The following is a 21,138-nucleotide window of genomic DNA, read 5'->3' as shown; positions in this document are numbered from 1 at the left end:
GAACACCGTCGTGCCGGTCTCCAGCGGCACGTTCAGGTTGTCGGTGAGGTTGTCGCTGATCAGGGTGCCGACGACGCTGATCAGCGCCACGGCCGCCCAGTACACGCCCGGCCGGTACGCCCGGGTGCGGAACTGCGCCACGAGCACCCCGGCAAGCAGCACGCTCATCAGCAGCGACACCCCGGTCACGCCCAGGCCCAGCTTCTCGTTCAGCAGGTCCGCCGCCGTCTCGCCGACGGTCGTGCACAGCACCTTGATCACCCAGAAGTACACGGTGACCTCGGGCACCTTGTTCCAGCGGATACGGCGCTCCGAGCCGAAATCGGCATAGCCAGGAGTCTCCGCCGTCTCAGTAGTCCTGGGCCCGAGGCCCGACGCTGCCACGGGGAACCTGAACGCATCCTGATTACCGGCCAGTCGTACGGGCACGGGCGCATTCCATGACAGAGCATCCCAGGCATGCCTGGCCATACCCCGCCTGTGCCGCAGGAGCCCACCGCAACCTGGCTGCGCCGGCGTCTGGGACGCGCCGTCGTCGTCGCCTACGCGGCCGCCGCGGCCGTGCCCGAGCCGGGCCGCTGGCTGCGCCGGGCACACGGTCTTCCCCTCCCGGGCGCCGGGCTGCGTTGGGACGTTCCCGAGGCGCTCCTGTGCCTGATCTTGTTCACGGCCGGCCTTCAGGTGCCCCTGCGCGTACTGGGCAGCCGTCTGCTCCGGCCCACCGCCTTGCTTGCGGGGGTCGTGCTACACCTGGGCGTCCCGCTGCTGGTGATTCCGTTGCTGGCGTATGCCCTGCACCGCACGCCGGACAGCGACGGTGGCAGCGGCATGCTTGCCGCGATGATCCTGATCGCGGCGATGCCGGTCGCGGCGGGTGCCACGGTGTGGACCGCCCGGGGCGCGGGCGACCAGGCGGTGATGGTGGGCATCGTGCTCGCGTCCACCCTGGTCAGCCCCTTCACGATCCCGGTGACCATCAAGGTCCTGTCGCCCCTGCTCCGCGGCGATTATGCGGGCACGCTGTCCCGGGCGGCACACGTCGCGGGAAACGGCTTCGCCGTCACCTCCGTGCTGCTGCCTTGCGGTGTGGGCATCGCGTGCGCGGTTCTGCTGCCTGCCGGTGTGCTGCGACGCCTCATCGACGCGGTGCTCCCCGCCTCGCTGACCGGCTCGGTGCTCCTCACCTACGTCAACGCCAGCGGCGCTCTGGGCTCCTTCTTCGCCCACCCACGGCCGCTGCTGCTCGTCGCGGCCCTGCTCGTGGCGGCGGCAGGCTGCGCCCTGTCGTTCACCGTGGGCCGGACCGCTGCGCGCCTGCTGCGCCTCGACCCGGGTGCCCGGTCCTCGCTCACGTTGGCCTGCGGGATGAACAACAGCAGCGCGAGCGCCGTCCTGATCGCCACCGCGCTACCCGACCGGCCGCACCTGCTGCTGCCGGTCCTCGCCTACGGTCTGCTGCAGAAAGCCGCCGCCGACCGGGTGATGCGCACCCGTCCATCACGCGAAGAAGGGCACAGGCCGCCGAAATCCCGCAGCGGTGTCCCGGCAGGCCGGCCCTGATCGGAGCGTACACACGAGGTGGTTCCGCCGTGCTACGGCCCCGTCGCTGATCGGCCGCGACGTTGCCACTGCAGGCGGGTCTGCTGCTACCGCTGCTGTGGCGGCGGAAGCGGTCAGCGCCCGCGTTCGCGGCGGTCATGGCGGTGTTCGTGGTCCGGTGGGCCCTCGGCGCGGCGCTGCGCACGGACGTCGCCCTGCCCGTCGCCCTGTACAGTCTGCCTCGACCATCGGCGGCTGATGGGCCCACTCGGCGCGGAAGACCTCGCGGATCCGGTCGGCCTTGGCCTCGATGCCACGCTTTCGGCCGGCTCGCTTGAGCGCTGCCTGGATCTGCGTGCGGCTCAGCCACGCGGCTTGCGAGGGTGTGGGGGCGAGTTTGAGCAGATCGCGAGCTTCGGGTCGGCAGAGGCCGTTCTGCCAGGTGGCGAAGGCGTCCAGGGCGGACGGGAAGTACTCGCGCAGCAGGGATCGGAGCTGGTTGGAGTTCTGCTGCCGGTTCCACGTGGCGTTCTGCTGAGCGCGGGCCAGAACCGCGATTGCGCGGGCAAGGTCGCTGTCCTGCGGCAAGGGCCGGTGGGCGTGCATGTCGGAGCGCAGGATGTTCGCCGCGCACCCCGCTGCTGGGCGAACTCGACGCGCTTGAAGACCATGGCCAGGACGGTGGCGCGGGAGCCGGCCCCTCGATCGGATTCGTAGTCCGCGGGCGGCCCTGAGCGCGAGCGGCGGTCCGTACCCGGGGAGGGTACGGACCGCCTGACTCACTGATCTTTGTGCTCCGCGCTCAGGCTCGGAGCATGAGTCCGGCCGTCATCGGCGGAGTGCCCTGAGTGCCTGACGCACCAAGGTCGCACGGTCGGCCGCGGAGGTTACATGCTCGAGGCCGAAGCCCAGCAGCACGGTGTCGTCCGTGACGACCGCGCCCTGCGTCAGCGGGCCGGTGCGCGCCCAGTCCCGCTGGGCGGGCGGGCTGCCCACGGGCGGACCGGAGACGTTCCAGGGGCCGAGGGAGGTCTCGAAGCCCTCGGTCTCGGTGACCGTGCCGCCGATGACCAGGGAAGTCTCGTCGGCCTGGACGCCCTGGCCGCCGGAGCCCGGGTCGGTGACGTAGCTGAGCGAGACCTCGACCTTCTTGCCCGCGTAGGCGCTCAGGTCGAAGTTCACCTGCTGCCAGCCCTGGGAGGAGCCCGTGAAGCTGTTCCACGCGCCCGAGGTGCCGGTCGCCGTGCAGCCGTCCGTGCCCGGGGTCAGGTAGTGCGTCAGCCACGGGTGCTCACCGATGTAGAACCCGGCCTCGCACTCAGTGGGCACGGTGGTGCGGGTGGCGCCGCCCGCCTCGGGGAGCGTGGTCCAGTCGTCGGCGCCGACGGTGTGGATCTCCAGGATCGCGTTGTCGTAGCCGGGCTCGGTGCTCCACAGGAGACGGGAGCGGAGGGTAGGCGAGTCGGCCGCGCTCACACCGCTCAGGTCGATCGTCCGGGTGAGCCGGTTGTAGGCGTCGTCGGTGTGGACCGCGGCCGCCATGTAGGAGCCCGCGTAGGGCGCGTCGGAGGCGACGGACCCCGTGTACCGGCCGGCTCCCTTGCTCGCGAACTGCGGGTACGTGGCGGGCGCGAGCCAGTCGGAGGTCACCCGGTAGGTGCCCGCCGTGTCCAGCGGGTTGCCGGTGGCGGCACCGAGCGGACCGCTGAAGCCGGCCAGCGCGCCGGTGCCGGCGAATCCGGTCGCCCCGGCCGTCGACGTGCGCGAGTACGCGCCCAAGTAGTACTGGCTGAAGTCGTTCGACGGCGTGCCGTCGGCCAGGGCCACGTTGCCGCCCGCCCGCTCGCCCGCCTCGATCAGCTTGCCGCCCTCGTTGAGGTAGGCGCGCAGCTCGAGCTGGGTGGGGTTGCCTGGCAGTGCCGCGCCCGTGTAGTGCACGACGGTGCGGAAGTGCCCGAGGACGCCGAGCGCGTCGGGCGCGCCCTGCGTGGCGACGTCCCAGACGGCCGCGCGGTGGCCGTTGGCCTTCAGGGCGTCGACGTACGCCTTGGTCTGGGTGGCGGCTGCGCCTTCCTCGGCGACGACGAGGGTGTCCGCCGAGGGGCGGTCGGCGACGGTGTAGGTGAAGTGGTCGCTGGAGACCTTCTTGCCGCTCTTGGTCTGGCCGGTGAACCACACCTCGACCTTGTCGCCGGCGTCTCCGTCGCGTACCGTCGCGCGGTACTCGTCGAAGTAGAGGTTGTCCTCGCCGCCGTAGGTCTCGCCGCCCCGCCAGGAGCGCAGTGACTCGTCCTTGGTGCGGCCGCCGTTGACCCGGTAGTTGAGTTCCTTGTCGCGCAGCGACTTGCGGGCGACGACCGACACCTGCTGGTCGTGGCCACGCGCGTAGGAGGTGGTGAAGGACCCCGGGGTGAAGTCGGCGGCGTCCAGGCCCACGGAGGAGACGGGGACGTCGGGGTGGGCAGCCGTCTCGGCCACGGAGAGCGCGAAGGGGATGTTCTTCGCGAACTCATCCTGGATCAGCTTCTCGTCGTCGGGGAAGTTGAACCCGGACTGGCAGTCGGAGGCCACCCACTGGTCGTTCGGGTCGATGTCGGACGCCGTCTGGCACGTCGACATCTCGGGTGTGAACATCGCCAGGCCGTTGACGTTGGACGCGTGGCCGTCCGCCTCGCCGTTGGTGGTGTAGAGCTCCGAGGAGACCTGGGGGTGGTAGCCGGGGATCGCGGAGTTGTCCGGTGTGCCGGCCAGGGCCTTGTAGAGGACGTCGTCGGGGGTGTCCGTGGCCACCTGCCAGCCGACTCCATAGAGCAGCAGTTCGGCGGCTGAGTGGTAGTTGATGCCGTAGGTGAAGCCGATGCGCTTCTCGAAGGCGTCCAGCGCCCGCGTCTCCGGCTCGGAGTTCGGGCCGGCGCCGCGGTAGGTCTCGCTGGCCGGGTTGGGCGAGGAGCCCTCGTTGTCGTAGCCCCACTTGTAGGCGAAGTTGCGGTTGAGGTCGACGCCGTCGCCGGCGGTGATGACGCCGTCGCCGTTGTTGTCCCGCAGGTTCTTCCGCCACAGGCGGGTGTCGTCGCTCTGGAAGGTGTAGTCGTAGCCGTCCGGGTTCGCGGATATCAGGAACCAGAGCTCAGTGGAGTCGACGAGCTTCTTGATCCGCTTGTCGGTGCGGTAGTTGTCGAGGTAGTAGTGCATGAGCCGGCGGGTCATCTCCGGCGTGATCCACTCCCGTGCGTGCTGGTTGGACATGTACAGCACGGCGGGCTTCGAGCCGTCCTTGGACCTCGCCGCGTCCTTGGTGAGTTTGAGGGCGAGGATGTCCTGCCCGCGCGTCGTCTTGCCGATCGAGACGACCTTCGTCAGGCCGGGGTTCGCGCGGCCGGTGGCGAGGATCTCCTCCTTGATGCCGCCCTTGCCGCTGTACGGGCGGAACACCTTCTCGGCCGCGTTCTGCACGCGTGCCTCGGCCTTGGCCCCGAGCGTGTGCTCGGTGAGCCGTACGCCCTTGCTCTCCAGCTCCTCCGCCTGCTTGCCGGTGAGGTACACCTCGACCGCGGCCGTACCCTGCGCCGTCGGGCGCTCGCTCAGCTCGTGCGCGTCCTGGCCGGCCTCGAGCAGCAACGGGATCTGATTTTGCGTCACTTCCGCGCGGTACACCTTGACGGTGTCCGCTTCGGTGGCGGTCGAGCCCGCGCCGCGGGCCTGGGCCATGGGTGCCACCGTCGCACTGCACAGGATGAGGGCGCCGACTGCAGCGATCGTTAAGGATCTGATTCTCACGAGCATCCCTTCACGTCGTTCCAGGACAGAGGGGCCAATCCCATAAGAAGTCGGGGCATCAGTCAAGATGCGGGGAAAGACACGTCTCGGGGGCCGGTGTGTCGCCGGGGGGACATTTCCCGTCCGGTGTTGATGAATTCGGACGCGATTGCCCGAAAGCGGGGTGATGAAGCAGGGGAATTACATGATCGCCGTGAACGCGGTTTGACATAGGCCGCCTGCACTTCTCGGTAGCCTGCTATCCGCAGGAATACGCCGTTCCGCGTTCGCGGTGAGCCGATACCCCCTTCCCGTCGGGCCCGGCGGACTCAACGGCGAGAGCAAGGAGCTCCGTCAGCTCCGGTGGTCTTCAAGGAGGACCCGGGCATCTCCAGCCGCCGATCGCAGCACACAGCGACCTGCTCGTCCAGGTCGCTGCTGTTCGTTCCGGCCAACTGCCCCGTATCGATGGGGTGCTGGCGACGCCACATATAGATCGTCTGGTCGCCGATGCCAAGGAGCCTGGTGACGTCGGCGACCTTCCTTCCGGATGCGACGGGATCGAGGACCTTGCAACGGAATTCGGGCGGATAGGTGCGGGGCATCACGGCCTCCGAAGCTGCTGGATGGTCAATGGTCCAGCACCCGAATCCATCAGTGCCGGGACGGACCAGGTGAGGCCCGCCATGCGTTGATTGAGGAGATGCGAACGGCTCTGCGGCGATCATGACAAGCATGGTCAGGGGGCGGCGGCGTTTGAACCCGCAACCGCTCCGTCCGGAAGGCTGGAGCAGATCCTTCTTTCGTCGCTGGGCTGGCGGGCAGAACTCGACGCTCTCGGCATGCGCGGTAGGGGGTGTGTAGGGCGAACACGGCTCGGCCGTGCATTTGCCGCATGATCCTCTTGGTTCGCGTGTTGACGCCCTCGGTGCGCCCGTTGTGATGGGGCCGGGTGAGGCCGGCGTTGACCGCGGCGCGGTCGAGTTCGAGCCCGTTCGCGAATGCGTGCGGATGAGGAAGGCCGGAGGTGTGGACGGCTGCGAGCCATCTGGTGAGCTTGGCGTCGTTGCCGACAGCGGGAGTGAGGAGCTTCGCGAACTCTCGGATGAGACACACGAGTTCGGTCATTTCGGGGCATGCGGCGGTGACTTCTCCCAGGAGTTGGGTGTCCTTGTCCCGCAGATCGTCGGGGCGGGTGAGGAGAAGGCGGGCGAGCCGGCGCGGGGTGGTAACGGGCCGGTCGCCCTCGGCACGGCCCTGGGTGATGTAGCGGTAGAGGAGGTTGAAACTGCCGGGACAACCCTGTTCCTGGATTTCACGGAAGAGCTGTTTCGCGGGGTCGGCTGCCCGGCGTTCGCGCAGGTGGTTGCGGTAGGGGTCGACCAGGGTGGGCCGGTAGCGGGGCGCCCGCCGCAGGGCCTGGGGTTCGCGGGTGCGTGCGCAGCGTTTGACGGTGTTGAGCGACAAGTTCAGGCGTCGGGCACACTCGAGCAGGCCCACACCTTTGTTCAACAGGTCGTGGATCTGGTGCCAGCCTTCGCGTGTTGTCTGTTCGTGGACGCCGGCCGGGGGGGCGGGTTGGCGATTGCCCAGCATGAGCTGTGGGAGCGGACCTCGCTCAGGGTCTTGTCGCAGAGGTTCTTCCATAGATGCCACCGGTCGCTGACCTGCACTGCGCCGGGCAGGGCCCGGCGGACGGCTTCGCCATAGGCGCCGGAGCCGTCCGGCCCGGCAACGGCAACGCCGCGGCGGGAAGTGGCACGTCGCCGGTGACGCTGTCGGCGAAGGTCGGCGAAGGTCGGCGAAGGTCGGCGCGGTCGGGCGGCTCGCGGCCGCCACGGGTGCCGTGGTGGTCGACGTCGCCGTGCCCGCCGCCGACGGGCCCGCGCTGGCCGCGCAGATGGCCACCGGCCACGTCGCCCTGGTCGTGGTCGCCCGGGTTGGTTCGTGATGGCGGTCATCGCGCTGGGTGGAGGCTTCGGCGCGCCCGGTGTCACGACCACTGCGATGGCTCTGCTGCTGACCTGGCCGCTGGAGAGCGGGCATCGGCTGGTCCTGCCCGGCCTGTACGACCCGGCGCACGCGTCGTCGATGAGTCCGGTGTGGAAGCCGCTGTCGGCGGCGATGTTCGCCGGGATCGAAGCCCACGCCCATGACGTGCTGGTCGACCGCGAGCCCGTCCACGGCGCCGCAGGCGGCGCCCGGGACTGTCAGCTCAGCGCACGCTGCCGTGACCGTATGGGGGCCGTAGGGCTGCGGTGGCTGCGGGGGCGGTTGTTCGATGGGCGTCATCCCCTGCAGGGGCCGGCCGTGGATCGAGCTGCCGCCGTAGCCTGGCGTCGTGAGCACCGACCGGCCTGCCGAGCGTGACGCGGAACCCGCGCCGCCGTGGGACCCGGCCCGCAAGCCCGAGCCGCCCCGTCAGTCTTACGACCGGTTGGAGCGTCCGAGCCTCAGCATCCGTGTGGGCGGGGAATGGCGGCGGGCTGAGGTGATGCAGCGGGAGAACTGGCCGGACGGCCGGGTCCGGCTGCTCTGCTGGGTCTACCTGCCGAACGATTCGGAGGGCATGGCTTGGCGCATCCGCTCGTACTGGTGGGATCGGGCAGCGATGCGGTTCGTCCAGCCCCAGCGGTAGGGAGCTGTCAGACCCCCGATTTACGATCCGGTCATGGCCGACATCACCGTCTGAATCCCTCGCTGATCTGCAGCGTTCCTTTGATGCAGCCCGGAAGGCGGTCCGGGATCATCACTGTGCCACGGGTCCGGTGCTGGAGTGGACGAAGGAGCAGCGGGCCGAGGGTGACGCACTGCAGGCGCGCTGGGGTGAGGTCGCGGCCGAGCTTCGGACAGCCATTGAGGAGTCCGGACTCGAGGCCGAGCACGGCGCGTATGAGTGGGGGCGCGCGTTGCGGCGGGCGGCGTACGGCGAGGACTACAACGGAGAGTAGCCGGAACGAGTGCGGGCCGAGGGCCGGCTGTCGTACAGGTATCAGGCCGGCTGAGCAGACCACGCAGGCGGTGGTCTGGTCGTTGTGGTTGAGCGGCGTCCGTCCGGATCCGGTCCTGGCAGGTCGACGCGCGGCATGAGCGCCGCTGGAGCGCGTGTGGCAGAGCAAGCCCCGCCGGATCATTCAGGCCATGGGGAGTTGCCCCAGGGGGCCCTTCGTCGGCCTGTGCCGCGAGAACGGCTGCGACTTCGGCATCGGTGAAACAGGCGCCCTGCCAGATGTCCGGGCGGGCAACGGGCTGCAGGGTGACGTCGGTGCCGTATCGGCGGGCCGCCTCGAATCCGGCATACGTGCGCGCGGTGCGCGGCCACGCGCAGGCCGGATGTGCACGCTGCGGGCCGTGACCCGATTGGGTGTGGTGAGGCTGCAGGAAGGCCAGATTCGCTGTTCGATGGGCGGCAACGGTCTGGCGCGGCCCCCGACGCACCGGACCCGCGTGCCTCGTGCCGCGCAGGACAGGACGGACAAGAGTGACGATCAGCGCATGAGCGGCTGAGGGCCGGGCAGGTGGTGCACCCGTGGCAGGCGAGACGGGCCCGGCGGACCTGGACGCGGTGGCCGATGAGCTGTACGGACTGCCGCCGGCGGAGTTCACCGCGGCTCGCAATCGCTACGCGCAGGCCGCGAAGAAGGCCGGTGACCGGGCCCTGTCCGACCAGATCGCAGCCCTGCGCAAGCCCACCGTGTCGGCCTGGGCCAGCAACCTGCTGGCCCGGGAGCGGCAGGAAGAGGTCGGGCCGTTGCAGCAGCTGGGGGAGGCGTTGCGGCGGGCGCACCGGGAGCTGGACGGGGAGCAGCTGCGGCGGCTGAACCGGCAGCAGCGGGAGCTGGTGTATGCGCTGTCCCGGCAGGCCAAGCAGCTCGCCGCGGAGGCCGGTCAGCCGCTGAGCGACCAGACGGTGCGGGAGGTGGAGGAGACACTGCACGCCGTGTTGGCGGATCCCGAAGCCGGGGAGGCCTTCGCGGAGGGTCGGCTGACCAAGCAGCTGGCGGCGACCGTAGACCTCACCGGCCAGCCCACCATCGCCACCGGCAAGACTCGCCCGCGGCCCGCCCCGGTCCGCGACCTGCCCCGCCGCCCGGCGAAGAAGAAGATGCCCGCGCGGGGTCGTGCCGCGGAACAGGCCGCCGAGGCTGCCCGCGATGAGGAGCGGGCGCGCAGCGAGGCGGAGCTGCAGCGCCGGCGCGAAGAGGTGGAGCAGGCCGAGCGGCAGGCCCGCGAGGCGGAGCAGGAGGCTCAGGCCAGGGACGAGGACGCCGCGGCGGCGCAGGAGGACCTGGACGCGGCGGACCGGGAACGCGATGCGGCGCAGGCGCGGCTGGATGAGCTGCGAGAGCAGGTCAAAAGCGCCGAGAAGGCCGTCCGGGCGGCCCGTGAGAGCCAGGATCAGGCGCGGCTCCGGCTGCGCGACGCCGCCCGCGCGGCGCAGGGCGCGCGCCGCCATGCCCAGCAGGCAGCCGCGCACGCCGACCAGCTGGCCGACCGGCTCGACCAGGACTTTTGACCGGGCCCGTGGGCAGGGCGACCAGGTGAGAAGGACCGAGGAGGCGAGCGTGACGGCCAGGCCGATCTGGTCGGGCGTGGTGAGCTTCGGGCTGGTGACGGTGCCGGTGTCGCTGTTCACCGCGACCGAGGACCGCACCAGCCACTTCCACCAACTGCAGCGCGGCACCTCCGACCGGGTGCGCAATCAGCGGGTGAACGAACGCACGAGCAAGGAAGTCGGGCGTGCCGGATCTGGTACACGGCCCCGGCTTGTCCGAGGCCGCCGATCCCGGCCTGACCAGGCGCCAGCGCGGCGCTCTGGTGCGCAGACTGGCACAGCAGGAGCACATCGACGCCGACGGTCGGCCCTTCCGGATCAGCCGGTGGGCGTTGGACCGCTCTGAAGATCGCCGGGCGCCCCGACCAGCTGTTCACCGAACGCGCTGACTTTGATCCACACGACCTCGCGCGGCTACCTGCGGGCGGTCAACAACCTGTCCCTGCAGGGCCTGGTCGCCGCGTTCGCCACCGGCAACAACCTCGTCGACGAGGCCGCCGCCAGCGCGTCCGTGAGCGAGGTGGTCGGGGACTGAACCACCCGCTGAGCCTCCCAGGATGGACAACGAGGACAGCAGCTGGCCTGAATTCCTCCTACGGTCGGTCCATGACCACCTCGTCGCAAAACCCAGCCCCGTACCTTCCAGACGAGCACGGCGAGCTGCTGCATGCACTCGCGGAACAGCGGGCGTTACTGCTGATCACCATGCGCGACATCACCGACGCCCAGGCCGCAGAGCATACGACGGTGAGCGAGCTCACCCTGGGCGGCATTCTCAAGCACCTCACCCGGGGTGAGCAGGTCTGGACGCAGATCATGGTCAAGGGAGACGGAGAACTGCCGGAGGGCATGCTCGACTTGGACCAGTACCGCATGGTCGAAGGCGAGACGCTCGCTGCGCTGCTGGAGCAGTACACCGCCGCCGCCCAGAGGACCGAGGAGTCCGTGGCCGCCCTGCCGGACCTCGGCCAGAGCGTTCCCCTTCCCAGGACCCCATGGTCCCCACCAGAGACCATCCACTGGTCTGCACGCCGGATCCTGCTGCACTTGATCAGGGAGACAGCCCAGCATGCCGGACACGCGGACATCATCCGGGAAGCACTCGATGGGGCCAATACCACCGCTCAACGGTGACCGCCTATAGCTGACGATCTCAAGGAGTCCCAACGCAACCGGCACCTTGCCGAAGAAAACGACACCTTGCCGGCAGCCGCCCCGCCGGGATCCCCACCGGCGGGGCTTCGCCGTCGCAGTTCATCGGCATCGTGAACGCCGCCTTCGTCGGCATTTTCAATGTCGGGCAACAGTACGCGCCCCGTCGTGGCAGGTGATGAGGAGGTCGTCCGCGCGGATGGTGAGCTGGTACGGGCCGTTCCCTGGGCGAAGTCGCCGAAGGTGCGGGAGATCCCGGAGCGGGCGCTGCGCTCGCCGAGGTCGTGCAGGGCGACTTCCAGGGCCATGGCGCGGGCGATGCCGGCGACGGCGCCGGGGCAGGTGGCTTCCGGTCCGATCGTGGCCTGCTCGCGGGCGCAGGTGTCCAGGGGCTTCCGCGAACGCGCTCCACGTGGAGTACGGACCGGGGAGGGCGCGTAGATCGTGTCGAAGACGGCCGCCCGGGCGGCGCGGGCCACGGCGTCGCGGCGGTCCTCGGCTTCGGGGGTGTCGGTGGGGCCGGTGTACTGGCTCCTGTCCATGACAGGGGTGCTCCGTTCGGTGGCAGGGAAGTGGGGCGGGGTGGTCAGGGCTGCGGGGGGCGCCGGTATCGCTTCGGGGTCCGGGTCCGGTAGCACGGGAACACCTCGGACGGGAACCGGTCGGCGCCGGCTGCGCGCCGCATCAGGTGCTGGAGGTGGTGCCCGTCCAGCCACTTGGGTCGGGGGCAGGAACGGCCGTAGGCGGCGCTGCGCCATGTGGTGGCCTCAGCCATGCCGCCGCGCTGGATGGCGGGTCGCTGGGCCCGTTCGGGCCACTCGCCGCGCAGCACTTCTGAGACAGCGTACGGGAATCGGCGTCGCATGAGCGGCGTGAGCGAGCGGGCAAGTCGGGTGCGGGTGGCGTGCATCGTGCGGCTTGACGGGCTGGGCGTCAGCGCCAGCGAAGTTCGGGTGGGGGCCCCGCGTGTCGACGAGCGCGGTTCGTTTGTGACACTCGTCCCCATGACCAACAGCAACGCCCTTGACTTCACTCAGATCGCTGACCCGCACGAGATCACTGACGAGTTGAAGCAGACCCTCGTGGAATGCTGGACCGAGGTGAGCAATGCGGGTGGGGCGGCCGGGTTCCCCTTTCCGCCGGTGGACGCCGCCGAGGTCACCGCGGTCCTTGACCGCATCATCGAGAAGCTTGCCCCAACGACCAGCCGCCTTCTGATCGCCCTGGCCGATGGCACCGTCGCGGGCTGGCTGAACATCCGCTGCGACCCCCACCCGCCCGTCGCGCACTGGGGCACGATCCACCACCTGCAAACCCGTCTCGGCGTCCGGGGCCAGGGGATCGGCGCGGCATTGATGAGCCGGGTCCGTGAGGTCGCCCGCGACGAGATGGGCCTGGAGCAGCTGCACCTTGCCGCCCGCGGTGGTGTCGGTCTCGAAGAGTTCTATGGCCGACTCGGCTGGAAGGAGATCGGCAGGTGGCCCGGCGCTCTGCGGCTGGCCTCCGGCGACGATCGCGATGAGGTCCTCATGGTGTTGTCGCCTTTGTGACACCCAGCAACCTGATCTTGGCCCAGGTGGGGCACGACGGCAGGGACAGCAAGGTTGTCATGCCGAGAGGGGCTGCGTGCGCTCGACGAGCTGTCCGCGTTCGAAGCGGGCTCCGGCGCGGACGACGGCCACGAGGTGAGGTGAGCTCACGGCCCGCCAGCGGGCCCGGGCGGACTCGACGAGCTTGAAGACCATGGCCAAGGCGGCGGCAGCGCAGCCGGCACCTCGGGTGACCTTGGTCCGCAAGCGGACAGTGGCGAAGGTCGACTCAATCGGGTTCATCGGGTTCGTTGTGCGCAAGTGGATCCAGTGCTCGGCGGGAAAGTCGTAGAACGCCAGCAGTTCGTCGACGTCGTCGGTGACAGCCTTGGGGAACTTCGCGCCGTAGCTCTTCTCGAACGCGGCGACGGCCTTGAGCGCGTGGTCGCGATTCTCGGCGTTGTAGATCTCCTGCAGGGCCTTCTTCGCGCCGGGCTGAGCGGACTTCGGCAGGGCGTTCGCTCGGCCCAGGAGTCGGCGGACTCGCGGTAGCCACCGTTCACGGCGATCAGCTCTTTCGTGCCGTCCGGGCGGACGCCCATCAGCACCAGCACGCACGACTTCGCCCCCCTCAGACGTAGGCGCAGGTGGATGCCGTCGGCCCAGACGTAGACGTAGTCGCTGGCGGACAGATCGCGCTCACCGAACGCCTTGTGGGGGTGCGGGCCCGGGCTCCCGGCTGGGTGTGGCGGCCTTTCGGCGGCGACGTGGAGGGAGGGAAGGCAGCGGGGGGATCGGCTTGGACGGCGGTGAGGCCGCTGAACAGGCAGGTTTGGACGGCCGCCGGGCGCAGCTGGGCAACCGGGGCCGCCTGCTGCAGGTGGCGGGCGGCGGTCCACCGCGCCCACTCCTGCCGGACGCCCCGCAGCCCCTCGATGAGGAGATGGCCGGCGGCCACGTCGTGCACGGTGCCGCCGAGCCACAGCCACAGCCACACCTCGCTCTTGGGCAGTCCGGGCCGGGTAATCATGGCGAGATGGTGGATGTCGCCCCAGCCGGGGTGCAGTCCGCCGGGCCGGACCCACGTCCAGATGCCCGGGCGGATCTCGCCGGGCCCGGCCGGGGTGTGCCGGTACGGGGGCTGCTGGCGGCGGGCCCGCCGGGGCCTGGCCGGGTAGTAGTGGCTCGGTGGGTAGTGCGGTAGGCGGCCCTTGGCGGCATCGGCTGCGCGGGCGGCGACGGCCTCGGCTGCGGTGTGGCAGCGCGGGCCCGGGTGCCAACGGCGGGGGCCACGCCTCTCCCACCAGGTGGGGCTGCCGCAACCGCACTGGCCGGGCGTCAGGTACGAGGCGACGGTCTCGCACGGCCAAGGCGCCGCGCAGGGGACCCATCGCGATCTGCGCCCCGCCGGCAGGCCGGATCGCCGAGGTCACCACCGGCCGAGGCGTCGTCCCACTCGGCTGACTCGCCTCTCGGGGCATCAGCCGTCCGCTGGGGACTTCCCGCGTCCACCAGCGGGGAGATCAACTGTGCGTGAGCGGGTAGCTACGACTGTCCCTTGACACTCCTGACGCGACGGCGGTTCCCTCCAAGACGTGGCGTCGCCCGATCGAACGAGTTTGAAATCCGCAGGCCGCGTCACACGCGCCCGATCCACCGCGCCCGAACACGCGTACAGGAATTGCTCCTGGAGCAGACCGTAACGGCGCCCGATCCGGCGCGTTTCTAGAGCACCAGTACTACTTCGCCGCCCATCCGGAGGACGCCGTGCATGCCGTGCCCACCCCGCTCCCCAACTTCTCGGATTCGAACATCAAACTCGTCCCCCTGGCCCGTACACATGGCATTGATCTCTTCCCCCGGCCAACGTCCCGATCCGAGGTGGGCAGCATGAGGGGATCCACCGATCCAGCAGCCGACAGCATCCCCGGCCGCGGACTACACCCCTGCCACCTGCCTCAGCGGTCACCCCGTCCCGGACGGACCACCACGCCCATGCCCGCCCAGGAGATGACGCAGCGGCAGACCCTCACGGCGTCCACGTGCACGCCTGGTCGGCCCCGGATCGCGAGTACGGCCGCCATGAGCAAGGCCGCAGCCACCGCCACGCCCACCTGACCCCGGCCCGCACGGCACTTGTCGTGGTCGACATGGTCCTGTGCTTCGACGGACCCTCCTTTCGCGGCACTGAGAGCCGGCCGCGCCGGCGTGGATGCTGTGGCGCTCGCCCATCCGTCACGTGGAGCCGCACTCCGTCACCGCCCCGATCCCGCTTGCGAGCACACCGCCGAAAAAGCACGGGGGTGATGACCACCGGTCTCCACCGACCCCGCCCGTAGAAGTCCGCTTCCTGGTCATGAAAGGTGCTGACATGCCCCCCACCCCCCGCGACATCAGCAACCTGGTACAGGTCTACCTCGCCATCCATCCCGCCGAACACGAGGGCTTGCAGCCGCTGCTGGCGTCGCTCGATGCCGCGCAGGGGGATTCCGCGGGGAGCGCGACGTTACCCGGGCACATCACGTGCGGCGCCGTGGTGATCGACCGCAACCGGCGCGTCCTGCACGTCCGCCGACAATCGGACGGCCTGGCCCAGATCCCAGGAGGCCTCGTCGAGGCCGGCGACCGCACCCTGCTCGAGACGGCGCTGCGCAACGTGCGAGAGGCGGCCGGTCTCGAGCCCGGCGACCTGTGCCTGACCCCGCACCTTCGCAGCACCCCGCTCGACATCGACGTTCACGCTGTGGATCTCGGCCTCACCGCAGACGAGCCGGCGAGCCGGCACGTCGACGTGCGATGGGACCAGGCCCTGGCGCACCCACGGGCCGGCGGCACAGCAACTCTTCACCGACAAGGGAGCCACCTGTGGAATTCACGCGGACCCAATGGTCCCAGCACTTCACCGACGGCCGCGGATTCCGACGGCTGGCAGACCGGGAGAAGCAGCTGATCCTCGAACACGTGCCGGCTCCCACCGGCGGACGGGCGCTCGACGCCGGCTGTGGAACCGGTGAGCTGGCCGCGTTCCTGGCATCGCTCGGCTACGCCGTCGACGGCGTCGACTTCGCCGAGGGCGCCCTTGCACGAGCACGCTCGGAGCACGCCGGGGTGGCGGGGGTGCGCTGGCTGTGCCTGGACATCGAGCACGATGACCTGACTGATCTGGCCCAGGGCGGCTATGACCTGATCACCCTGCGGCTGGCCGTCGCCTTCATCCGCGATCGCACCCGTGTCCTGCGGCACCTGGCCGCGCGACTACGGGAGGGCGGGGCCCTGGTGATCATCACCCCCGTCGCCTCCCGCACTGCGGAGGACCGGCGGCACATCGCCCTGGACGACGACGAGCTCAGCCTGCTCACCGCCGGCTTCCACCAGGCCGAGCGGTTCGACGCCGAAAGCCTGGCGGTGCTGGTACTGCGCGGCCCGGGCGGGTCGTTCACCACGGTGGAGAAGGGCCGGCCCGAGCCGCAGGCGGTGTTCGGCGCTGCGGCAGTCGTCACCGACTCGTCCGGCCGGGTCCTCCTCGGCCGCTCCACTCACGGGATGTGGGAACTTCCCGGCGGCCGGATCGAATCCGGTGAGTGCGCGCCGGCCGCAGCCGTCCGGGAACTGACGGAAGAGACGGGGCTGACGGCGCGGGCCGAAGACGCCCACGTCCTCGCGGTCCTGCACGACGACCGCATGGATGTACGCCGCGTCACCGCCGTGGTCCGCGTCACCGCCTGGGAGGGCGAGCCCGGCCTGCCCGAGCCGCACCGCTTCTCCCGCTGGGAATGGCACGACCTGCACACCCTGGCCACGCTGGGGGGAATCTTCACACCCTCCGCCCAGGCCCTGAACGCCGTGTGGCCAGGGGTCCTCCCCACGGCGCCGCCCGTCCACTCCTACCCGTGCGCCTCCGCCGTCCCGCCCGTCCCCGGAGAGCCGGTCCAGGCCGCCCGCCTGCGCGCGCGGATGGCGCACACCGTGACCGAGGACGGCTGGGCCCCCTCCGCGCACATCCAAGCCGCACTGCGCGTAGTTCCCCGCCACCGGTTCGTGCCCGAGACCCCACTGGAGACGGCCTACGACGACAACCTCGCCGTGGTGACGGTCCGCGACCGCGCACAGACCGCGCTCAGCTCTGTCTCGGCCCCCTGGCTGCAGGCCGACATGGCCGAACAGCTCCACCTCAAACCAGGCATGGTCGTCCTCGAAGTCGGCTCCGGCGGGTACAACGCGGAACTCCTCGCGCACGTCCTCGGGGACCACGGTCGGGTGGTCACCGTCGACATCGACCCGTACGTGGTGCACCGCACGCAGCGGCTGTGCGCGGAGGCCGGCAGCGGCCGAGTCACCGCCGTCCTGGGCGACGGCAATCTCGGCGCGCCCGACCACATCCCGGCGGGCGGATTCGGCGGCGTGATCATCACCCACAACGCCGGAGACATCGCCCCTGCCTGGCGACAGCAACTCGCCGACGGGGGCCGCCTGGTCGTGCCGCTGGAGATGGGCGGCTACACCCGCTCCATCACTTTCGTCCGGCACGGTGAAGTCCTGCACGCCCAGCACTGGACGTACTGCGGGTTCGTGCGAGATCGCGGAGCCGCAGCACGCACCGCCCCGGCCGCATCCCTGGCCGACGGGGTCACCATCCGGTGGGAAGATGGCCGCCCCGGCGACACCCTCGGACTCCAGGACGCACTGCACGGGCCACGGCACGAACGCGCCACAGGCGTCGTTCTCCCCGGCCAGTGCAGCTTCGAGACGCTGCAGCTCTACGCCGCGACCACCTTGCAAGGCTTCTGCCGGCTGACCGCTCCGAAGGGGTCCACGCTGGTCGCGCAGCACGATGCCCCCGCAACCGTGGCCGACGGCTCCGTCGCGTACCTGACCACCATCAAAGTCCACGATGCACCCAACCCCGCCGACCGCCGCCACGAATTCCACGTCCACGCCTACGGCGCGGCAGCCCCAGACCTTGCCGAACGGTTCGCCCAGTGCGTGCGGGAATGGCAGCAGCACGTACGCGAGACCGGACACCCGCCCATGACCGCCCACCCTGCCGGAACCCCAAACGACCAGCTGCCACCCGGGGACGTGCTCGACAAACCCGCCTCCCGGCTCGTCTTCCAATGGCCGGGCCGTACCCCGTCCCGGACAGGGGCCCCGCTCCCCGCAGGCGGCCAGCGTCCCTGACACCAACAAGCCGACCGCCGCAAGCCCCGACCGCATACCAGGACCGCCGAAATCCGGCCGCCGCCACCCGGTCGCGGCGAAGCACGCCGCCGCGCACCCTGACGTCGACGTCACACCGCTGACCACCGGGCGCCGTCTACGGATGGCTGCGCACCGTCTCCGCCCTGTCCGGCCCGGCGGCCGACGTGGCCGTGTGGCTCCGCTTACCCGCCGGCGCTGCCATCGCCCGAGCCATCCGACGCGAGGGCCGCCCCTGCGCTGCAGAGCAGCACGCGTTTTTGCGTCACGTCCACGACGTCTACGGCCCGACGGCAGCAGGCTCAGCATCGCGCCGTCGCCGTAGTGCAGACTGCCACCGAACCCGGAGATCACGACGACGTCGCCGATCCCCCACAGCGTGACGGCAGGGTGACGACGATGGTCGAAATTGGCTCTGCCCGGAGTTCGGTGAATCTCAAGGAAGAGAATGGGATGACGCCACTCGGCTTCCAAAGGCTCCAGCAGCGTGTGAAGGAACTGTCGGGCCAGCAGCGACATGCTGACGCATACTGCCTCATTACCGAGAAGGGGCCGCAGTTCCCCGACCACGAATCGGACGTCTACTACCTGCGGTCCTGTGCGGCCGCACGGATGGGTAGAGCTGACCTCGCGGTGACGCTCATCCGAGAAGCCTTGTCGCAAGGTCACTGGTACGGCGAAGTGTTGCTGCGTCGATCGCCATCCTGGGAGCCCTTGCAAGGCAGGGCCGACTTCGAGGATGTGGCACGTGAAAGCCTTGCCCGGCAGCGAGCGGCCTCGGTGCCGTCACGCTGTTTGGCCGTGGGCGAAGAGGTCGGGTCGGAGCCGTACCGCGCTGTCATGGCTTTGCACGGCAACGGCGGGAGCGCCCGGGAATCTTTGAGCGGTTGGCGGAAGGTCGCGCAGGAAGGCCGGTTGCTGGTGGCAGTCCGGTCGTCGCAGTGGATCGCGCGGGACCGCGCTGTCTGGGACGACGAGGACGAGGCGTTGCGCGATGTCCGAGAGCAGTACGTGACACTGACAGCCGAGCGCGAGTTGGACTTGGATCAGCTGGTCATCGCTGGGTTCTCGATGGGTGCCGAAACCGCTTTGCGCATGGCGCTCGGCGGGACTGTTCCGGCTCGTGGGTTCGTCCTGCTGGGGATGGCCGGCCCGCGTACTGCCGACCCCGAGTCCTGGCTACCGTTCATTGAGACGCGGCGCCGAAGCGGTCTTCCGCTTCGTGGCTACCTCTTGGTCGGCGCGGACGACGACGGTGGTGTGCGATGCGAGAAGCTGAGCCGACTCGCCGCCTTCCTCACATCACACGAGGTCCCCTGCGGACTGGAGGTTCTGCCGGGACTCGGCCACGAATACCCAGGAGACTTTCTTCCCAACATCAGGCGGGCGCTTGCCTTCATCGGCTCGGACGACAAAGGACACCTGACAGCCGCGGCACCATCTTGGCCGCCGGCGCCACCGGCTGATTCGTAGGGCGCAGACCTGGAGCCGGTGGCCCCAGTTGGGGAGCGCGTCGAGACATCCGCCGCCAGGGCCCTGGTTGTCCGGGCCCGCGGGCACTTCCCGAACGAGGCCGCCGCATTGAAGTGCGTCTGCATGACCGCCATGAGCCTGGACCCCCACCGGTGCGACCGCAGACGCTGGACCGTGCGCTGGAAGCCCGCCCTGCAAGCCTTCGACGGCCGCCGCTCCCCCGGCCGCCGACAACCCACACCACCCGAGTCACACGTTCGACGGACAGACCCGTCCGGCGGATCATGGCCGGGGTGTGGCAGGCCACACCCCAAGTGGATGGCGGACCGCAGTGACCGGGTGAGCGCCGGTGCGAAATGGTCGTCCGCATGACAACAACGTCACAACCCACCAGCACGCACGGACAATCCCGATCCGCGGGTATCCCCGGTCGCGCATTCGCTGTGCTCGCCGCTCTTGCCGTGGCCCTCGTCCCGGCTTTCGTCTTCGCCCCCGGCCCATTGGCGGCGGGCATGTCCGGTGGCGGCTTCGGCGACCAGCGTCACCTCATCGACAGCCTCTCCGCGTCGTTCGTCGGCTACTGGAAATCCGGCGACCGGAACTTTTCCTCGGGCTTGCAGAGGGTTGTTGATTACTGGCTCCATTACCACGTGGTCAAGGCCGTGATCGCTGCGACCCTGCTGGCCGTGCTGACAACGCTCGGCGTTCTGCTCTGGAAAGCCTTTCTGCGGGCCGGCGGGCTCGGAGCGGGACGTAGGGCCGCTCTCGCGACGGCCGGGGTCGTCGTCACAGCACTCGCTCTGGTCTCGTTGGCGGCGGTCATGGCCACCGTCCAGGGTGCGATCGCGCCCTTCTCATCACTGCTGTCGATGCTACCGATGCACGCGTCCCACGGAGAACTCGCCGATACGCTCGATCAGGTCAGGCAGCACCTGGCCGACTACCCGAACGCCGGTGACCGAACTCCGCCTGCCATCGAAGTGATGGTCAGCGACTTCTCCCTGTACCACGCGGTGACAGCCGTGACCGCCACGATGGTGGCGGTCGTCCTCATCGGCATGAGCGTGGTGTCGTGGAGGCGGTTTGCCAGGACAGGGGCGTCCGACAGGCGAAACAGGCGCGTGTTCAGGTCGTTCGGTCTTCTCTGGGCCTTGTTGTCGCTGCCCTTCATCGTTCTCGCGGTGGCGAACGTATCCGTCGCTGCCGACCCGGCGCCGGCGCTCCTTGCCTTCTTCAAGGGCGGATGGTGATGGGTGGTCAGGCATTGAGGTAGGCGAGGACCGCGAGCACCCGGCGGTGCTGGGCGTCGTCGGGCGGGAGGCCGAGCTTCGCGAAGACATTGCCGATGTGCTTCTCCACCGCGCTGTTGGAGAGCACCAGCCGCCGGGCAATCGCCGAGTTGGAATGGCCCTCGGCCATCAGCGCCAGCAACTGCCTCTCACGCGCGGTCAGCACGCCCAGCGGGTCGCCCCGGCGCTGTCCGGCCAGCAACTGGGCGACGACCTGCGGGTCGAGCACCGTCGCACCACGGGCGACGCGGTCCAGGGCGTCCAGGAACTCCTCGACCTTGGCGACCCGGTCCTTCAGCAGATAGCCGACAGCGCCGGATCCGTCCGCGAGCAGGTCGGCGGCGTAGGACACCTCCACGTACTGGCTGAGCACCAGCATCGGGGAGCCGGGCAACTGTCCGCGGGCGGTGATCGCCGCCCGCAGACCCTCGTCCGTATGCGTCGGCGGCATCCGCACATCGACGACCGACACGTCCGGGCGGTGCGCGAGCACCGCCTCGACCAGGGCCGGGCCGTCACCCACCGCCGCCACCACCTCGTGACCGTCCTCAGCAAGCAGGCGGACCAGACCCTCGCGCAGCAGCACCGCGTCATCGGCGACGACGATCCGCAGCGGATCCCGGGCCGCGGGAGCCGACTGTGCTCCACG

General features: G+C 70.0%; 18 protein-coding genes and 6 pseudogenes. 15 read left to right on the top strand and 9 right to left on the bottom strand.

What is annotated here, in order from left to right; translation table 11 throughout:
• Window positions 1-303: pseudogene (locus ACWDAS_RS32680) on the bottom strand (hypothetical protein); the annotation flags it as partial.
• Between the two features lie 156 nt (window positions 304-459).
• On the opposite strand from ACWDAS_RS32680, the gene ACWDAS_RS32675 reads away from it, so the two are divergent.
• Together ACWDAS_RS32675 and ACWDAS_RS32670 are read left to right on the top strand one after the other, a co-directional pair.
• Window positions 460-1,560 (top strand): sodium-dependent transporter, encoded by a 1,101-nt coding sequence (locus tag ACWDAS_RS32675; protein ID WP_450398167.1) that lies wholly within the window; start codon window positions 460-462, stop codon window positions 1,558-1,560.
• Window positions 1,561-1,622: 62 nt separating this feature from the next.
• A complete protein-coding gene (locus tag ACWDAS_RS32670) occupies window positions 1,623-1,877 on the top strand; it encodes a DUF7134 domain-containing protein (RefSeq protein ID WP_450398165.1) in 255 nt (84 codons plus the stop codon).
• On the opposite strand, the pseudogene ACWDAS_RS32665 reads toward ACWDAS_RS32670, so the two are convergent.
• The 4 genes and pseudogenes from ACWDAS_RS32665 to ACWDAS_RS32650 all read right to left on the bottom strand — a co-directional run.
• Window positions 1,759-2,172: pseudogene (locus tag ACWDAS_RS32665) on the bottom strand (IS110 family transposase); the annotation flags it as partial. The gene ACWDAS_RS32670 and the pseudogene ACWDAS_RS32665 overlap by 119 nt on opposite strands.
• Before the next feature lie 195 nt (window positions 2,173-2,367).
• Complete coding sequence (locus ACWDAS_RS32660) at window positions 2,368-5,322, bottom strand: M14 family zinc carboxypeptidase (RefSeq protein WP_450398164.1); 2,955 nt, start codon at window positions 5,320-5,322, stop codon at window positions 2,368-2,370.
• 302 nt (window positions 5,323-5,624) lie between these two features.
• Complete coding sequence (locus ACWDAS_RS32655; RefSeq protein ID WP_450398162.1) at window positions 5,625-5,900, bottom strand: transposase; 276 nt, start codon at window positions 5,898-5,900, stop codon at window positions 5,625-5,627.
• Window positions 5,901-6,156: 256 nt separating this feature from the next.
• Window positions 6,157-7,022, bottom strand: a pseudogene (locus ACWDAS_RS32650) (transposase); the annotation flags it as partial.
• Between the two features lie 223 nt (window positions 7,023-7,245).
• On the opposite strand from ACWDAS_RS32650, the gene ACWDAS_RS32645 reads away from it, so the two are divergent.
• From ACWDAS_RS32645 to ACWDAS_RS32615, 7 genes and pseudogenes are all read left to right on the top strand, one after another.
• Window positions 7,246-7,665 carry a hypothetical protein gene (locus tag ACWDAS_RS32645; protein ID WP_450398160.1) on the top strand — a complete coding sequence of 140 codons (420 nt, stop codon included), beginning with the start codon at window positions 7,246-7,248 and terminating at the stop codon, window positions 7,663-7,665.
• Window positions 7,637-7,933, top strand: coding sequence for a hypothetical protein (locus ACWDAS_RS32640; RefSeq protein ID WP_450398159.1), 297 nt, complete (start codon window positions 7,637-7,639; stop codon window positions 7,931-7,933). The genes ACWDAS_RS32645 and ACWDAS_RS32640 overlap by 29 nt, the downstream gene beginning before the upstream one ends.
• A 467-nt stretch (window positions 7,934-8,400) precedes the next feature.
• A complete protein-coding gene (locus tag ACWDAS_RS32635) occupies window positions 8,401-8,802 on the top strand; it encodes a hypothetical protein (protein ID WP_450398158.1) in 402 nt (133 codons plus the stop codon).
• 22 nt (window positions 8,803-8,824) lie between these two features.
• Entirely contained in the window at window positions 8,825-9,811 is a 987-nt protein-coding gene (locus ACWDAS_RS32630; protein WP_450398157.1) for a hypothetical protein, read from the top strand.
• A 49-nt stretch (window positions 9,812-9,860) separates the two neighbouring features.
• Window positions 9,861-10,031 (top strand): annotated as a pseudogene (locus ACWDAS_RS32625) (Ku protein); the annotation flags it as partial.
• Between the two features lie 210 nt (window positions 10,032-10,241).
• Window positions 10,242-10,385 carry a hypothetical protein gene (locus ACWDAS_RS32620; protein ID WP_450398156.1) on the top strand — a complete coding sequence of 48 codons (144 nt, stop codon included), beginning with the start codon at window positions 10,242-10,244 and terminating at the stop codon, window positions 10,383-10,385.
• A gap of 71 nt (window positions 10,386-10,456) precedes the next feature.
• Entirely contained in the window at window positions 10,457-10,984 is a 528-nt protein-coding gene (locus tag ACWDAS_RS32615; RefSeq protein WP_450398154.1) for a DinB family protein, read from the top strand.
• Here the strand turns inward: ACWDAS_RS32615 and ACWDAS_RS32610 are convergent.
• Window positions 10,975-11,544, bottom strand: coding sequence for a hypothetical protein (locus ACWDAS_RS32610; RefSeq protein WP_450398153.1), 570 nt, complete (start codon window positions 11,542-11,544; stop codon window positions 10,975-10,977). The genes ACWDAS_RS32615 and ACWDAS_RS32610 overlap by 10 nt on opposite strands.
• A 462-nt stretch (window positions 11,545-12,006) precedes the next feature.
• On the opposite strand from ACWDAS_RS32610, the gene ACWDAS_RS32605 reads away from it, so the two are divergent.
• Window positions 12,007-12,552 (top strand): N-acetyltransferase family protein, encoded by a 546-nt coding sequence (locus ACWDAS_RS32605; RefSeq protein ID WP_450398152.1) that lies wholly within the window; start codon window positions 12,007-12,009, stop codon window positions 12,550-12,552.
• Window positions 12,553-12,609: 57 nt separating this feature from the next.
• Here the strand turns inward: ACWDAS_RS32605 and ACWDAS_RS32600 are convergent.
• Window positions 12,610-13,244 (bottom strand): annotated as a pseudogene (locus ACWDAS_RS32600) (transposase); the annotation flags it as partial.
• Window positions 13,163-13,561 carry a hypothetical protein gene (locus tag ACWDAS_RS32595; RefSeq protein ID WP_450398173.1) on the bottom strand — a complete coding sequence of 133 codons (399 nt, stop codon included), beginning with the start codon at window positions 13,559-13,561 and terminating at the stop codon, window positions 13,163-13,165. The gene ACWDAS_RS32595 and the pseudogene ACWDAS_RS32600, both read right to left, overlap by 82 nt.
• A gap of 1,341 nt (window positions 13,562-14,902) precedes the next feature.
• Between ACWDAS_RS32595 and ACWDAS_RS32590 the strand changes: the two genes are divergently transcribed.
• The 5 genes and pseudogenes from ACWDAS_RS32590 (at window position 14,903) to ACWDAS_RS32570 (ending at window position 20,450) form a co-directional block, all read left to right on the top strand.
• A complete protein-coding gene (locus tag ACWDAS_RS32590) occupies window positions 14,903-15,481 on the top strand; it encodes an NUDIX domain-containing protein (RefSeq protein ID WP_450398150.1) in 579 nt (192 codons plus the stop codon).
• On the top strand, window positions 15,397-17,709 hold the full coding sequence (gene fxlM / locus ACWDAS_RS32585; RefSeq protein ID WP_450398148.1) for a methyltransferase, FxLD system: 2,313 nt from the start codon (window positions 15,397-15,399) through the stop codon (window positions 17,707-17,709). The genes ACWDAS_RS32590 and fxlM overlap by 85 nt, the downstream gene beginning before the upstream one ends.
• 342 nt (window positions 17,710-18,051) lie before the next feature.
• Window positions 18,052-19,200, top strand: coding sequence for an alpha/beta hydrolase (locus tag ACWDAS_RS32580; RefSeq protein ID WP_450398146.1), 1,149 nt, complete (start codon window positions 18,052-18,054; stop codon window positions 19,198-19,200).
• A gap of 69 nt (window positions 19,201-19,269) precedes the next feature.
• A pseudogene (locus ACWDAS_RS32575) lies at window positions 19,270-19,404 on the top strand (IS256 family transposase); the annotation flags it as partial.
• A 257-nt stretch (window positions 19,405-19,661) separates the two neighbouring features.
• A complete protein-coding gene (locus ACWDAS_RS32570) occupies window positions 19,662-20,450 on the top strand; it encodes a hypothetical protein (protein ID WP_450398144.1) in 789 nt (262 codons plus the stop codon).
• Window positions 20,451-20,457: 7 nt separating this feature from the next.
• Here ACWDAS_RS32570 and ACWDAS_RS32565 read toward each other — a convergent pair whose 3' ends face one another.
• The gene (locus ACWDAS_RS32565; protein WP_450398171.1) at window positions 20,458-21,102 is read right to left on the bottom strand and encodes a LuxR C-terminal-related transcriptional regulator; all 645 of its coding nucleotides are present in this window, start codon (window positions 21,100-21,102) and stop codon (window positions 20,458-20,460) included.
• Window positions 21,103-21,138: the final 36 nt, after the last annotated feature.

This window comes from Streptomyces sp. NPDC001070, assembly GCF_053598835.1.
The sequence above is the reverse complement of the archived record's forward strand: the minus strand, read 5'-3'. Positions and strand labels throughout refer to the sequence as shown.

Excerpts from the sequence above, each read along its gene's own strand:
- ACWDAS_RS32595 (WP_450398173.1), bottom strand. The coding sequence starts at position 13,561 with ATGATTACCCGGCCCGGACTGCCCAAGAGCGAGGTGTGGCTGTGGCTG.
- ACWDAS_RS32610 (WP_450398153.1), bottom strand. The coding sequence starts at position 11,544 with ATGGACAGGAGCCAGTACACCGGCCCCACCGACACCCCCGAAGCCGAG.
- ACWDAS_RS32645 (WP_450398160.1), top strand. The coding sequence starts at position 7,246 with ATGGCGGTCATCGCGCTGGGTGGAGGCTTCGGCGCGCCCGGTGTCACG.
- ACWDAS_RS32660 (WP_450398164.1), bottom strand. The coding sequence starts at position 5,322 with ATGCTCGTGAGAATCAGATCCTTAACGATCGCTGCAGTCGGCGCCCTC.
- ACWDAS_RS32605 (WP_450398152.1), top strand. The coding sequence starts at position 12,007 with ATGACCAACAGCAACGCCCTTGACTTCACTCAGATCGCTGACCCGCAC.
- ACWDAS_RS32615 (WP_450398154.1), top strand. The coding sequence starts at position 10,457 with ATGACCACCTCGTCGCAAAACCCAGCCCCGTACCTTCCAGACGAGCAC.
- ACWDAS_RS32675 (WP_450398167.1), top strand. The coding sequence starts at position 460 with ATGCCTGGCCATACCCCGCCTGTGCCGCAGGAGCCCACCGCAACCTGG.
- ACWDAS_RS32655 (WP_450398162.1), bottom strand. The coding sequence starts at position 5,900 with ATGCCCCGCACCTATCCGCCCGAATTCCGTTGCAAGGTCCTCGATCCC.
- ACWDAS_RS32590 (WP_450398150.1), top strand. The coding sequence starts at position 14,903 with ATGCCCCCCACCCCCCGCGACATCAGCAACCTGGTACAGGTCTACCTC.